This is a genomic window from Agrococcus sp. GW821-FHT14H11, from assembly GCF_058803545.1.
Window position 1 is genome coordinate 93,342 of the sequence record NZ_JBXAPA010000007.1, and the last position, 13,588, is coordinate 106,929.

Consider the following 13,588-nt stretch of genomic DNA (forward strand, 5'->3'; position numbering starts at 1 on the left):
TATCGGTGCGATCCTATCGGGTCTCGTCGTCGCGATCGCGACCCGCGTCCTCCACCAGCAGGTCGCGGCGGAACTGCCCCGTGCGGTACGCCGCCCTGCCCATCATCTGCGTCGCGACCGGCGCGGTCACCAGCTGCAGGCCGCACGCCAGGGCGAGGAGCGCCGAGGCGGCGCCGTCGCGCAGGATGAGCGACAGCCCGACGCACAGCAGCAGGAAGCCGAGCGTCTGCGGCTTCGACGCCGCGTGCATGCGGTTGAGCACGTCGGGCAGCCGCACGAGCCCGATCGCGGCGGTGAGCGCGAGCGCCGCGCCGATCAGGATCAGCACGCTGCCGACGACGTCGAGCACGGGCTCCCAGCTCATCGCGTGCCCCCGTCCTCGTCCGTCGGCGCATCGCCCTCGAGCCCGCTCGCCGAGGCCGGACCGGTGCCGACGACGCCCTCCCTGCCGGCGACGAACCGCGCCATCGACACCGTGCCCGCGAAGGCGAGCAGCGACAGCACCAGGATCACGGCGATCGTGTGCGGATGGCGGTTGATCGCGGCCTCGACGACGAGCGCCCCCGCGACCACGGCGATGAGCACGTCGGTCGCGACGACCCGGTCGCTCGGCCCCGGACCGCGCACGATCCGCACGAGCGTGAGCACCGCGGCCGCGAACAGCATGAGCCCCGCGACGCTGAGCACGGCATCCATCAGTCCTCCTCCAGCAGCGCGCGGTCCTCGGGGGTGCCGAAGGCGAGCAGCACGGTCGCCTCGGTCGAGCGCACGCGCTCGCGCGCGTGGGCGATCGCCGCCTCGGAGCCCGCGTCGAACACGTGCACGAGCAGCTCGCCGTCGCGCGCGTCGATCGCGACCGAGCCGGGCACGAGCGTCACGAGCTCGGCGGTGATGGCGGTGATGAACTCGGAGTCGCTGCGCAGGCGCACCAGGATGATCGCGTTGCGGGTGGGGCGCCAGAACGCCAGCACCTTCGCGGCCACCTGGAACGAGGAGACGAGCAGGCCCCACATCGTGACGACCACGAGCCGCAGGAAGCCGAGCGGGCGGAACGACTCGAGCTCCGGCACGTCGGGCAGCGGGAACAGCACCTGGATGAGGAGCGCGATCGCGACCCCCCAGAGCGCCGCGCCGAGCGACAGGTCGCCCCACAGCAGCATCCAGATGAGGGCGAGGCCGATCGTCGCGAAGATCGAGACGCGCGTGCGCAGCTCGGGCCGGCTCATGGCGTCGCCTCCTCGACCGCGACCTGGTAGGCGCCGCCGCGGATGTCGACCGACGCGCGCTGCGCGTAGTCGGTGAGCGGCCCGGCGAGCGCGGTGAGCGAGACGGTGATGAGCACGAGCGCCGTCGACGCGAAGACCCACACGCGCGGGAGCACGCGCAGCGAGTGCACGCGGTCGTCGTCCTCGCCGCGGTCCTGCCAGAACGCGCGCTGCCAGACCCGCACGACCGCCAGCAGCGTGAGCAGGCTCGTCGCGACGCCCGCGACCACGGCCGCGACCGCGAGCGGCGTCGGCACCTCGAGCGCCGCATCCATGAGCGCCACCTTGCCGAGGAAGCCGGACAACGGCGGGATGCCGCCGAGGTTGAGCGCCGGGATGAGGTAGAGCGCCGCGAGCAGCGGCACCGACGCGAGCCCGCCGAGGCGCGCGAGGCTCGTCGAGCCGCCCACGCGCTCGATGAGCCCGACGACGATGAAGAGCGCCGTCTGCACGAGGATGTGGTGGACGATGTAGAAGATCGCGCCCGCGAGCCCCGCCTCGGTGCCGAGCGCGACCCCCAGCAGCATGTAGCCGATGTGGCTGACGAGCGTGAACGACAGCAGTCGCTTGATCTCGCCCTGCGCGAGCGCGCCGAGGATGCCGAGCACGAGCGTGAGGATGGCGACCGCGAGCAGCAGCTCGGTGAGCGGGCTGTGCGGGAACAGCAGCGTCTGCAGGCGGATGATCGCGAAGACGCCGACCTTCGTGAGCAGGCCCGCGAAGACGGCGGTGACGCTCGCGGGGGCCGTCGGGTACGAGTCGGGCAGCCACGACTGCAGCGGGAAGATGGCGGCCTTGATGCCGAAGACGACGAGCAGCAGCAGCTGGATGACGAGCTGCAGGCCCGGGTCGAGGGCCGCGAGCCGCTCGGGCAGCTGCGCGAACGACACGGTGCCGGTCGCAGCGTAGACGATCGCGATCGCCAGCAGGAAGAGCGTCGACGACAGCAGGCTCACCGTCACGTACGTCGACCCTGCGCGCACGCGCTCCTTCGTCGCGCCGAGCATGATCAGCACGTACGAGGAGAACAGCAGCATCTCGAAGCCGACGAACAGGTTGAAGAGGTCGCCGGCGAGGAACGCGTGCGAGACGCCCGCCGTGAGCACGAGGAACGTCGGGTGGAAGACCGACACCGGTGCCCCGTCGGCACTGTCGGCGATGTCGCGGCGGGACGGGAAGATCACGACGATCGCGGTGACGATGCTCGACACGAGCACGAGCAGCGACGACAGCCGGTCGGCGACGAGCACGATGCCGAGCCCCTCCGGCCAGGCCCCGACCCACAGCACGATCGGCCCCTGCGCATCCGCCCCGAGGCACAGGATGAGCGCGAGCACCGCGACGAGGCCGAGCGTCGTGCCCGAGACGATGCGCTGCAGCGCGGGCCGCCGCGCCAGCGTGAGCGTGATGCCGGCCGCGAGCAGCGGCAGCAGCACCGGGATGGGGACGAGGTTCGCGAGATCCATCAGCGGGCGTCCCCCGCCCGGCCGCCGGACTCGGTGTCGGGCTGCGCCTCGGGCGTGAGCTCGACGTAGGCCTCGCTCGAGAGGTCGGCCTCGGCGCGGCGGCGCACGATGGCGTCCTCGACGTCGTCGGCGACCTCGTCGTGGCCCTCGAGCTGGAACGAGCGGTACGACATCGCGAGCAGCAGCGCGCTCGCGGCGAGCGTGATCACGATCGCCGTGAGCACCATCGCCTGGGGCAGCGGGTCGGTGATCTGCTCCGGGTCCTGGCCGACGATCGGGGCGAGGCCCGCGGGGCCCGCCGCCACGAGGAAGAGCAGGTTGACGCCGTTGGAGGCGAGCATGAGGCCGGCGAGGATGCGCATGAGGCTGCGCTCGAGCAGCAGGTAGACGCCCGCGGCGATGAGCGCGCCGCCCGCGACGGCGAGGATGAGCGTGGGGGTCATCGTGCGACCTCCCGGCCGGGCAGGGAGCGGTCGGAGCGCCATGCCGGGCGGGGCGCGAGGTCCTGCTCGCCGTGCAGGTCGATGCCGGCGCCGAGGGAGCGGACGAAGTCGAGCATCGCGCCGATCACGATGAGCCAGACGCCGATGTCGAAGAAGAGCGTCGTGACGAGCTTCTGGTCGCCGAGCAGCGGCAGCGTCGCCTCGATCGCGTACGACTCCCCGATCCTGCCGCCGATGAGGATGGGCCAGACGACGCTCGCGATGACGACCGCCATGCCGCCGCCGAGCAGCTTGCCCGCGTCGAACGGCACGGCCTCGGTGAGCTCCTCCCGGCCGCCGGCGAGGTAGCGCACCGCGAGCGCGATGCCCGCGACGAGCCCGCCCGCGAAGCCGCCGCCGGGCTCGTTGTGGCCCACCGCCAGCAGGTAGATGGAGACGAGCATCATGATCGGGAACAGCAGGCGCGTGATCATCTCGAGCACCGGCGAGTCCATGGACGCGTCGCCGAAGGAGCCCGCGAGGAAGCCGCGGCTGCGCGACGCCTTCGACGGCTGCCGCAGCACGCCCGAGCCGCCCGCGACCGGGCGCCGCACGAAGATGAGGCTCGCGACGCCCGTCGCGGCGGCCAGCAGCACCGACACCTCGCCGAGCGTGTCCCACGCGCGGATGTCGACGAGCGTGACGTTGACGATGTTGGAGCCGTGCCCGAAGTCGTACGCCCACTCGTAGAACGCGGCGGAGCTGGGCGTCGCCGTGCGCGCCTGCAGGGCCGCGAGCGCCGCGAGCGCCGCGAACGTGCCGACCGCGATGCCGAGCAGCGCCCGCAGGTAGCGGGCGGCGCGCAGCGGCCGGTCGGTGAAGTACTTCGGCAGGCGCCGGAGGACCAGCACCAGGATGACGAGGAACACCGTCTCGCTGAGCGCCTGCGTGAGCGCGAGGTCGGGCGCGCCGTGCAGGAGGAACATGAACGCGACGCCGTAGCCGACGACCGACAGCAGCATGAAGGCCTTGAGGCGCCCGCGCGTCGTGGTGGCGAAGACCGCGGCGACGACGATGACGATCGCGGTGCCGACCTGCCCGAGCGTGTCGTAGGCGCGCAGGTCGGCGGTGAGGGCGCCCGCGAGCAGCAGCGCGACGCCGGGGCCCGCGACGACGACGAGCAGGATGGTCGTCAGGTGCAGCGGCAGCGAGCCCGACTGCAGGCGGCCGGTGACCTCGACCGCGAGGCGGTCGAGGCCGCGCATGCTCGCGTGGTAGCCGCGCTCGAACGGGTCCTGGCCGTGGGGCGCGCGCCGCCGGCCGCCGAGCGCGACGTGCAGCCCGGCGCCCGCGAGCCACGCGAGCGCCGACGCGCCGAGCGCCGGGGTGAGCCCGTGCCAGAGCGCGAGGTGCGGCGCCTCCTCGCCCGCAGGCACGGTCGCGGCGTGCGGCAGCAGCGCCGCGGAGATCGCGTCGCCGGCGAAGCCGAGCGCGAGCCCCAGGAGCGCGAGCGCCGCGGGCGCCGCGACGAGCATGGGCGAGCGCTTCGCGACCTCGGCGCCGGGGCGGCCGAAGAAGACGCCGACGATGAGCCGCAGCGAGTAGGCGACGGTGAGCGCCGCACCCGCCGCGATGCCGATGAAGGCGACCCAGCCGATCGCGACGAGGGAGCCCTGGGCGTCGGCGAGCGCGGCGTCGAGCGCGGCCTCCTTCCCGAGGAAGCCGATCATCGGCGGGATGCCCGCCATCGACGCGGCCGCGAGGATCGCGGCCCCGGCCGCCACCGGCATCCGCCGCCCCAGCCCGCCGAGCTCGCGCAGGTCGCGGGTGCCGGTGCCGCGGTCGACGACGCCGACGACCATGAACAGCGCCGCCTTGAAGACCGCGTGGGCTGCGAGCAGCGCGAGGCCCGCCTGCATCGACGCCTGCGTGCCGATGCCGAGCACCGTCACGAGCAGCCCCAGCTGGCTGACGGTGCCGTGCGCGAGCAGCACCTTGATGTCGAGCTGCCGCATCGCCCGCACCGCGCCGAGCAGCATCGTCGCGATGCCGAGCGTCACCAGCCCCCAACGCCACCAGGGCAGCTCGACGAAGGCGGGGGTGAGCGCCGCGATGAGGAAGACGCCCGCCTTCACCATCGCCGCGGCGTGGAGGAACGCCGACACGGGGGTGGGCGCCGCCATCGCGCCCGGCAGCCAGTACTGGAAGGGCACGATCGCCGACTTCGACAGCGCGCCGACGAGCATGAGCGCCGCCGCCCACGCCGCGGCGGCGGTGCGCGGCGGGTCGGCGAGGGTCGCCGCGAGCGAGAACGTGCCGGTCTCGGCCTCGAGCAGCATGATGCCCGTGAGCATCGTGAGCCCGCCGACGGTCGTGACGATGAGCGCCGTCTGCGCGGCCCGGCGGTTGCTCGACGAGCGGTGGTTGAGGCCGACGAGCAGGTAGCTGAAGATCGTCGTGAGCTCCCACCCGATCGTCAGCACGATGAGGTCGTCGGCGAGCACGAGCAGGAGCATCGAGGCGGCGAAGCCGGTGAGGAGCCCCACCGTCCGCGCCGCGAGCGTGCGCGACTCGAAGTACCACGCGCAGTAGACGAAGATCAGGCCGCCGACGCCGAGCACGACCATCGCGAGCAGCCACTGGAGCGCGCCGAGCCGCAGGTCGATCGCGATGCCGAGCGACGGCATCCACTCCACCCGCTCCTGCAGCACCGCTCCGGCCGCGACGGCCGGGCCCTGCAGGCCGAACCAGACGGCGGCGGCGAGGCTCGCCGCGGCGGGCAGCAGGAACACCCAGCGGCCCATGCGGCTGCTCAGGGCGCTCGCGACGACGCCGAGAACGGCGAGTGTCGTCACAGTGAGCAGCACGTGGTGCAGTCCCTTTCGAGCGCGCGGGCAGGGGCTTGGATCCAGCCTACCGGCGCGCGCCGGTGCGACCCGACGTCGGCGGCCGCCCGTAGCGTGGGTGCATGCGGCTGCTCCACACCTCCGACTGGCACGTCGGGCGCACGTTCCACGGGGCCGACACGCTCGACGCGCTCGCGGATGCGCTGGGCGCGATCGCGGGCATCGTCCGCGACCGCGGGGTCGACGCCGTGCTCGTCGCGGGCGACGTCTACGACTCGGCGATGCCCGCCGGCCGCCACGTCGAGGCGCTGACGCTCGCGCTCGGCGAGATCCGCGCCGCGGGGGCCGAGATCGTGCTCGCGAGCGGCAACCACGACTCGGCCGCGCGGCTGGGCGCGAACGCCGGCTTCGCGCGGGCGGGCGGACTGCACCTGAGCACCCTCGCGCTCGAGCCCGAGTCGTGGCGCGTCGAGCTCGCCGACGAGCACGGGCCGGTGCACGTCTTCGCCGTGCCGTACCTCGAGCCGGTGGCGCTGCGCTCGTCGCTGCCCGAGGCCGGGATCGCGAGCCAGGACGACGCGATCGCGTGGGCGATGGCCGCGGTGCGGGCGTCGCTCGCCGAGTCTCCCGCGCGCTCGGTCGTGCTCGCGCACTGCTTCGCCGCGGGTGTCGCCGCGCCGGAGGACGACGCCCCGCGCGACATCACCGCGGGCGGCCTCGACGTCGTGCCCGCCTCGCGGTTCGAGGGCGTCGACTACGTCGCGCTCGGCCACCTGCACTCGCGGCAGGAGCTCTCCCGCTCGGTGCGCTACTCGGGCGCCCCGCTCCACTACTCCTTCAAGGAGCGCTCGCCGCTGCGCGGCGGCTGGCTCGTCGACCTCGACGCCGATGGCCTCGCCGAGGTCGAGTGGGTCGACCTGCCCGTGCCGCGGCAGCTCACGACGATCGAGGGCGAGCTCGACGCGCTGCTCGCGGATGCGCGCCTCGAGGGCACCGAGGAGCACTGGATCCGGGCCCGGCTCACCGACCGCGTGCGGCCCATGGACGCGATGCGGCGCCTCCGCGCCCGCTGGCCGCACGCGGCCGAGGTGCAGTGGCTCGGCGGCGACGACCTGCCCGCGATCGAGGTGCGCGCGCGGCTCGCCCGCCGCTCGGAGGCGGAGGTCGTCGGCGACTTCCTCGAGCACGTGCGCGCCGGGGCCGGCGCGACCGACGCCGAGGCTGAGCTCGTGCGCGACGGCCTCGCGCGCGCGGTCGCCGCGGAGTCCGCGCAGTGAGGCTGCTGCGGCTCGAGCTCGCCGGCTTCGGCCCGTACCGCGACCGGTTCGAGATCGACTTCGCGGCGTTCGACGCCGACGGCCTCTACCTCATCGCGGGCCCGACGGGCGCGGGCAAGTCGACGATCCTCGACGCCATCACGTACGCGCTCTACGGCGGCGCCCCGCGCTACGCGAAGGGCGCCGCGCACCTGCGGAGCGACCTCGCCGGCCCCGCCGACCTCACCTGGGTCGAGCTCGACGTGGCGGTCGGCGACCGCGTCCTGCGGGTGCGGCGCACGCCCGAGTACGAGCGGCCCAAGCTGCGGGGCACGGGGCTGACGAAGGAGCGCGCGACGGCGACGCTGTGGGAGCGCGACGGCGACGGGTGGCGCACCCTCGCGACGAGCGTCGACGACGCGAGCACCGAGGTCGTGCGGAGCCTGGGCCTGCGCAAGGACGAGTTCCTCAAGGTCATCCTGCTCGCGCAGGGCGGGTTCGCCGAGTTCCTCGCGGCCTCGAGCGACGAGCGCAAGGCGCTGCTCGAGCGGCTCTTCGGCACCGGGAGCATGCGGCGGCTGCGCGAGCTGCTCGTCGCCGACGCGAAGGCGATCACGGCCGAGCGCGAGGCGCTGGAGCGCGAGCGCGACGACCGCGCCGCCCGCGTGCGCGACGCGGCCACGTCGCTGCGCGACGACGACGAGGAGGCGCTGCCCGACGGCGCCGACGAGGCGGCGCTCGCTGCGCTCGAGGCGGTGATCGACGACCGGGTCGCGCAGGCGGCCGAGGTCGCGACGGCAGCCGCAGCCACCGAGCGCGAGGCGCGGGCGGCGCGCGACGAGGCGAAGGCGCTCCTCGAGCGCATCGCGCGGCGCGACGCGGCACTGTCGGCGCTCGCCGACCTCGCCGAGGCCGCCGCGGGGATCGACGCCGACCGCGAGCGGCTCGCCGACGCCGATCGCGCCGCCGGGGTCGCGGCGGAGCTCGACCGCTGGGCGCGCGCCGACACCGGCGTGGAGCGCTCGGTCGTCGAGCTCGACGCGGCGACCGCCGCGCTCCCCGCCGACGTCGCGGCCGAGCGCCCGATCGTCGAGGCCGAGCACGAGGCCGCGGTGCGCGTCGCGTCCCGCGCGACCGAGACGCGAGCGCTCGAGGCGTCGCTGCCGGGGCTCGACCGCCAGGCGACGGCGGCCGAGGAGGCGGCGGCGCAGGCGCAGGCCGCGGTCGACGCGGCGAAGCGGCGCCGCGCCGACGCGCCGGCCGCCCGCCGGCTGCTGAGCGACGCGCGCGAGGCCGCGACCGCGCTCGCCGCCGGCGCCGACGCGGCAGCCCGGCAGGTCGACGCCGTCCTCGAGCGGCTCGCGGCGCGCGACGCCGCCGACGCGCTCGCCGAGCCTCTCGCCGCCGCTCGGGCGGAGGCGGTGCGCAGCGCCGCAGCGCAGCACACCGCGGCCGACGAGCTGCACCGGCTGCAGGCCGCGCGCATCGATGGCATGGCGGGCGAGCTCGCGAGCGAGCTCGCGGACGGCGAGCCGTGCCCGGTGTGCGGCTCGATCGAGCACCCGGTGCCGCACGCGCCGGCGAGCGAGGCGGTCACGGCCGACGACGTCGCGGCCGCGCTCGAGCGGAGCCACCGCGCGCTTGCCGGGGCGAGCGCGGCGCACGAGGCGCTCGCCGCGCTCGAGCAGCGGCTCGCGGCCGCCGAGGCCCGCGCGGGGAGCGACGATCGGGCGTCGATCGAGCGCGCGCTCGAGGATGCGCGGGCGGCGGTGCGCGTCGCCGCCGACGCCGCGGTCGAGCGCGACGAGGCCGAGCGGCGGCTCGCCGAGCACGACGCGGCCGCCGAGCGGCTCGACGCCGAGGTCGCCGAGCTCGAGCAGGTCGCTGCCGCGAGCGCCGCCGAGGCGGCGACCGCGGCCGCCCGACGGGACGACGCGCGCGATCGGCTCGCGGAGGAGCTCGGGGAGCACCCCGACGCCGGCGCGCTGCTCGCCGCCGCGACCGGTCGGCGCGATGCGCTGCGCCGCTGGCTCGACGCCGACGCGCACGCCGGCGCCGCCCGCGCCGAGCACGATGCGGCCGCGAGCGCCGGTGCCGCAGCGCTCGCCGAGCACGCGCTGCCCGATCGCGAGGCGACGGCCGCGATGCGGCTCGAGCCCGCCGCGAGGAAGGCGCTGCTCGCGCGCATCACGACCCACGACGCTGCCGTCGCGAGCGCGCGCGGCGTGCTCGCGCAGCCCGACCTCGACGGCCTCGGCGAGCCGCCGGAGCTCGAGCCGCTCGAGGCGGCGCTCGGTGAGGCGAGCGCGGCCGCGGCGCGCGCGAACCGGGCGGCAGCGGCCGCCGAGACGACCCGCGACCTCGCCGCCGCCGACCTCGCCGCCGCGAGGGAGGCCATCCGCTCCCTCGCCGAGGGCGCCGAGCACGCCGACGCCGTGCGCGGGCTCGCGCGCGCCCTCGACGGCCGCAACGAGCGCGCGCAGGACATCGAGACCTACGTGCTCGCGACGCGCCTCGCGACCATCATCGACGCGGCGAACCTGCGCCTCGCGGCGATGACCGACGGGCGGTTCACGCTCGTGCTCGACGAGGCGCGCGCCTCGCACGGCCGCGCGAGCGGGCTCGGCATCGCGGTGCTCGACGCGCACACGGGCCTCGCCCGGCCGACCCGCTCGCTGTCGGGCGGAGAGACGTTCCTCGCCTCGCTCTCGCTCGCGCTGGGCCTCGCCGACGTCGTGCAGGCGGAGGCAGGCGGGGTGTCGCTCGAGACGCTCTTCGTCGACGAGGGCTTCGGGTCGCTCGACCAGGACACGCTCGAGTCGGCGATGGCGACCCTCGACGAGCTGCGCGCGGGCGGACGCACGGTGGGCGTCATCAGCCACGTGCAGCAGATGCAGGAGCGCATCCCGTCGCGCATCCGGGTGGTGCCGCTGCCCGGCGGCGGCAGCCGCATCGAGGTGTCGCCGCCGAGCGCTCAGGGCATCGCGGAGCCCGCTCGGTAGGCTCCCCGGCATGCACGACTCCGACGAGCGACCGCAGCACGGCCGACTGCTCGACATCGGCACCCTCGAGGCGTTCGACCGCTTCGCCGCGCGGGCGCACAGCATGTACGGCTGGCGCATCCAGGACGTCGACCTGCGCGAGCGCGGCGACGTGCTCGCGCGGCTCGACGGCTACGGCGCGCTCGTGCTCGGCTCCGACCTCCCCGAGGGCGCGAAGGAGCGCCTCACCGGGCAGGGGGCGCTCGTGTTCGACGACGTGCCCGAGGTGCCGTTCAACGCCTACCGGTCGACGCTCTACTCCCCCGACGACCTCGTCGACGGCCTCGAGCACGGCTACGCCGAGAGCTTCGACGCCCGCGTCTACGCCTGGTCGCGCACGCGCCACCACGACATCGCGCACACCCTCGCCGCGGCGCTCCACGACCACTCCATCGACGACGCGCTCACAGAGTGGGTGCAGGGCAGGGCGATCGTCGGCATCATGGGCGGCCACGCCCTGGCGCGCGACTCCGAGGCCTACCGGCAGGCCGCGCACCTCGCGCACGGGCTCGCCCGCGCCGGCCGCATCGTCGCCACCGGTGGCGGGCCGGGTGCGATGGAGGCCGGCAACCTCGGCGCCCGCGCGGTCGCCCTCTCGCCCGCCGAGCTCGACGAGGCGATCGACGAGCTCGCGGCCGTGCCGTCGTTCCACGGCTCCATCCCCGAGTGGATCGCCTCCGCCCGTCGCGTGGCCGAGCGCGTCGGCGACGGCGTCTCGCTCGGCATCCCGACCTGGCACTACGGCCACGAGCCGCCCAACTCGTTCGCCACCTCCATCGCGAAGTACTTCCAGAACTCCGTGCGCGAGGACATCCTGCTGCGCGTCGCGAACGCCGGCATCGTGGTGCTGCCCGGCAGCGGCGGCACGGTGCAGGAGATCTTCCAGGACGCGTGCGAGAACTCCTACGCCGAGGAGGGCGCGTGGGCGCCGCTCGTGCTGCTGGGCGAGCGCTACTGGACCGAGCAGCTGCCCGCCTGGCCGCTGCTGCAGGCGGTCATGCGCGGCAAGCCGGGCGAGGCCGGCATCGCGCTCGTCGACGACGTGGCGGATGCCGTGGCCGCGATCGCGGCGTTCGATCCGGCCCCGGGGTCGGCGGCCATGCACCGCCCGGCACCCGAGGACCGGCGGTAGGCCCCAGCCGCCCGAATCGCTCCGGGCGCGCACTCAGCAACGGGTGCGAGGATGCACGGAGAGGCCCGGAGTGGCCGCGAGGAGGCATCATGACCGACATCCAGGACCCGCTGCGGGGCCGCACCGAGCCGACGCCGCCGTCGACCACGATCGCCGAGTTCGACACGTACGAGGAGGCGCAGGCCCTCGTCGACCGCTTGAGCGACGCGCAGTTCCCCGTGCAGCACGTGCGCATCGTCGGCACCGGGCTCACCACGGTCGAGCAGGTGCTCGGCCGCATGACCTACGGCCGCGCCGCGCTCTCGGGCGCGCTCGGCGGCGCCTGGTTCGGCCTCTTCATCGGCCTGCTCTTCGGCCTGATCATCGCCGACTCGTGGGCGTGGGTGATCTGGGCCGTGCTCATGGGCGCCGCGTTCGGCATGATCGCGGCCGTCGTGCAGCACGCCATGACCGGCGGCAAGCGCGACTTCACGAGCATCCGCGGCCTGCAGGCCGAGCGCTACGGGGTGCAGGTCACGAACGAGCACGCCGCCGAGGCGGTGCGCGTCATGGGGCGGGCTCCGCAGGCACCGACCGCGCCGCCGGCTCCGCAGGCGTAGCCGCCGCAGGCTCGGGCCCCGCGGGCAGCGGACCCGTCGCCGGGTCGCGGTGGTCGGGCTCGGCGGGCACCGCGTCGGCGGGCTTCCGCAGCCAGAGCGTGGCGATCACGCCCAACACCCACAGCGCCGCGGCGCCCGTGAACGCGATGCGCGCGCCCTCGAGCAGCGCGTCGCCGCGCGCGACGCCCTCGGCGACGAGCTGCGCCTGCCGGGTCGCCATGATCGTCACGAACGCGGCCGTGCCCGCGGCGCCCGCGACCTGCTGCACGGTGCCGACCACCGCCGAGCCGTGCCCGTACAGGTGGTGCGGCAGCGAGCCGAGCGACACGGTGAACAGCGGCGGGAACGTGAACGCGAAGCCGAGGCTCAGCACCATCTGCATGAGCAGCACGACCCACCACGGCGTCGTCACCTGCAGCTGCGAGTAGAGCACGAGCGCGGTGAGCACGACGAGCGCGCCGGGGATCACGAGCGGGCGCGGCCCCCACCGGTCGTAGAGGTTGCCCACGACGGGGCCGAGCAGGCCCGTGAGCAGCGCGCCCGGCAGCGTGATGAGGCCGACCTGCAGCGGCTCGAGCCCGAGCGCGTCCTGCAGGATGAGCGGCAGCAGGATGAGCGTGCCGAACATCGCCGCCATCGCGATCATCATGACGACGACGGATGCGGTGAAGAGCGGGTGGCGGAACGTGCGCAGGTCGAGCAGGGCCGCGTCGCTGCGCTGCAGGCGCACCTGGCGGAGCACGAACGCCACGAGGCCGACGACCCCGACGCCGAGCGCCACCGGCAGCTGCCAGGCAGGCAGGCCCTCCGCGCCCATGAGCGAGAGCCCGTAGACGAGGCCGCCGAAGCCCAGCGCCGCGAGCGGGATGGAGAGCACGTCGAGGCGCGGGGGCGTCTGCGCGTCGCCGCGGCGCAGGGTGCGCCAGCCGACGAGCAGCATGACGACGGCGAGCGGCGCGACGCCGAGGAAGATCCAGCGCCACGAGGCGATCTGCAGGATCGCGCCTGAGAGCGTCGGGCCGAGCGCGGGCGCGACCGACATGACGAGCGAGATGGTGCCCATGAACGCGCCGCGGCGGGCGGGCGGCACGAGCTGCATCACGGTGGTCATGAGGAGCGGGAAGACGATCGCGGTGCCGGAGGCCTGCACGACGCGGCCGAGCAGCAGCAGCGCGAACGACGGCGCGATGCCGGCGATGAGCGTGCCGAGCACGAACGAGCCCATCGCCGCGATGTAGAGCGTGCGGGTCGAGAAGCGGGCCATGAGCCAGCCGGTCGTGGGGATGACGACGGCCATCGTGAGCATGAACGCGGTGGTGAGCCACTGCGCGGCGCGCTCGTCGATGCCGAGCTGGGGATCCTCGACGAGGGCCGAGATGGCGACGTTCATCGCCGTCTCGTTGAGGATCACGACGAAGGCCGAGACGAGGAGGGTGGCGATGATGATCGCCCCGCCGGGGGCGAGGCGATCGGATGCGGCGCGTGCCGGGCGCGTGTCGCTGCTGCCGGCGGGTTCGGTGTGGGTCTGCATGGTGCTCCGTCATGGCAACGCGAACCCGGC

At 74.9% G+C, this 13,588-nt stretch carries 11 protein-coding genes; 4 read left to right on the forward strand and 7 right to left on the reverse strand.

Translation table 11 applies throughout. The features are described from left to right. Positions 1-13: 13 nt before the first annotated feature. From mnhG to AC1RNL_RS09370, 6 genes are read right to left on the reverse strand one after another with little or no spacing between them, the layout of a single operon-like run. Positions 14-364, reverse strand: coding sequence for a monovalent cation/H(+) antiporter subunit G (gene mnhG / locus AC1RNL_RS09345; protein WP_128189791.1), 351 nt, complete (start codon positions 362-364; stop codon positions 14-16). After that, positions 361-696, reverse strand: coding sequence for an MrpF/PhaF family protein (locus AC1RNL_RS09350; protein WP_128189790.1), 336 nt, complete (start codon positions 694-696; stop codon positions 361-363). The genes mnhG and AC1RNL_RS09350 overlap by 4 nt, the downstream gene beginning before the upstream one ends. Then, positions 696-1,226: a Na+/H+ antiporter subunit E gene (locus AC1RNL_RS09355; RefSeq protein WP_128189789.1), complete on the reverse strand. Its 531-nt coding sequence runs from the start codon at positions 1,224-1,226 to the stop codon at positions 696-698. The genes AC1RNL_RS09350 and AC1RNL_RS09355 overlap by 1 nt, the downstream gene beginning before the upstream one ends. After that, positions 1,223-2,731, reverse strand: a complete 1,509-nt coding sequence (locus tag AC1RNL_RS09360; RefSeq protein ID WP_128189788.1) for a Na+/H+ antiporter subunit D — start codon at positions 2,729-2,731, stop codon at positions 1,223-1,225. The genes AC1RNL_RS09355 and AC1RNL_RS09360 overlap by 4 nt, the downstream gene beginning before the upstream one ends. Next, positions 2,731-3,174, reverse strand: coding sequence for a Na(+)/H(+) antiporter subunit C (locus tag AC1RNL_RS09365; RefSeq protein ID WP_364196320.1), 444 nt, complete (start codon positions 3,172-3,174; stop codon positions 2,731-2,733). Before AC1RNL_RS09365 ends, AC1RNL_RS09360 begins: the two co-directional genes overlap by 1 nt. Beyond that, positions 3,171-6,008: a Na+/H+ antiporter subunit A gene (locus AC1RNL_RS09370; RefSeq protein ID WP_364196323.1), complete on the reverse strand. Its 2,838-nt coding sequence runs from the start codon at positions 6,006-6,008 to the stop codon at positions 3,171-3,173. The genes AC1RNL_RS09365 and AC1RNL_RS09370 overlap by 4 nt, the downstream gene beginning before the upstream one ends. A 113-nt stretch (positions 6,009-6,121) precedes the next feature. Between AC1RNL_RS09370 and AC1RNL_RS09375 the strand changes: the two genes are divergently transcribed. From AC1RNL_RS09375 to AC1RNL_RS09390, 4 genes are all read left to right on the forward strand, one after another. Further along, positions 6,122-7,276: an exonuclease SbcCD subunit D gene (locus AC1RNL_RS09375; protein WP_364196326.1), complete on the forward strand. Its 1,155-nt coding sequence runs from the start codon at positions 6,122-6,124 to the stop codon at positions 7,274-7,276. After that, positions 7,273-10,257, forward strand: a complete 2,985-nt coding sequence (locus AC1RNL_RS09380) for an AAA family ATPase (protein ID WP_492935061.1) — start codon at positions 7,273-7,275, stop codon at positions 10,255-10,257. Before AC1RNL_RS09375 ends, AC1RNL_RS09380 begins: the two co-directional genes overlap by 4 nt. Before the next feature lie 10 nt (positions 10,258-10,267). Continuing rightward, entirely contained in the window at positions 10,268-11,428 is a 1,161-nt protein-coding gene (locus AC1RNL_RS09385) for an LOG family protein (protein WP_310124208.1), read from the forward strand. Between the two features lie 89 nt (positions 11,429-11,517). Next, the gene (locus AC1RNL_RS09390; RefSeq protein WP_128188884.1) at positions 11,518-12,027 is read left to right on the forward strand and encodes a YflT domain-containing protein; all 510 of its coding nucleotides are present in this window, start codon (positions 11,518-11,520) and stop codon (positions 12,025-12,027) included. On the opposite strand, the gene AC1RNL_RS09395 is transcribed toward AC1RNL_RS09390, so the two are convergent. Continuing rightward, positions 11,975-13,558 carry an MDR family MFS transporter gene (locus tag AC1RNL_RS09395; RefSeq protein ID WP_246991767.1) on the reverse strand — a complete coding sequence of 528 codons (1,584 nt, stop codon included), beginning with the start codon at positions 13,556-13,558 and terminating at the stop codon, positions 11,975-11,977. The two genes, AC1RNL_RS09390 and AC1RNL_RS09395, sit on opposite strands and share 53 nt — an antisense overlap. Between the last annotated feature and the right edge of the window lie 30 nt (positions 13,559-13,588).

Bases quoted from the DNA above. Each gene is read 5' to 3' on its own strand.
- AC1RNL_RS09350 (WP_128189790.1), bottom strand. From the start codon at position 696: ATGGATGCCGTGCTCAGCGTCGCGGGGCTCATGCTGTTCGCGGCCGCG.
- AC1RNL_RS09360 (WP_128189788.1), bottom strand. From the start codon at position 2,731: ATGGATCTCGCGAACCTCGTCCCCATCCCGGTGCTGCTGCCGCTGCTC.
- AC1RNL_RS09395 (WP_246991767.1), bottom strand. From the start codon at position 13,558: ATGCAGACCCACACCGAACCCGCCGGCAGCAGCGACACGCGCCCGGCA.
- AC1RNL_RS09385 (WP_310124208.1), top strand. From the start codon at position 10,268: ATGCACGACTCCGACGAGCGACCGCAGCACGGCCGACTGCTCGACATC.
- mnhG (WP_128189791.1), bottom strand. From the start codon at position 364: ATGAGCTGGGAGCCCGTGCTCGACGTCGTCGGCAGCGTGCTGATCCTG.
- AC1RNL_RS09355 (WP_128189789.1), bottom strand. From the start codon at position 1,226: ATGAGCCGGCCCGAGCTGCGCACGCGCGTCTCGATCTTCGCGACGATC.
- AC1RNL_RS09365 (WP_364196320.1), bottom strand. From the start codon at position 3,174: ATGACCCCCACGCTCATCCTCGCCGTCGCGGGCGGCGCGCTCATCGCC.
- AC1RNL_RS09390 (WP_128188884.1), top strand. From the start codon at position 11,518: ATGACCGACATCCAGGACCCGCTGCGGGGCCGCACCGAGCCGACGCCG.
- AC1RNL_RS09375 (WP_364196326.1), top strand. From the start codon at position 6,122: ATGCGGCTGCTCCACACCTCCGACTGGCACGTCGGGCGCACGTTCCAC.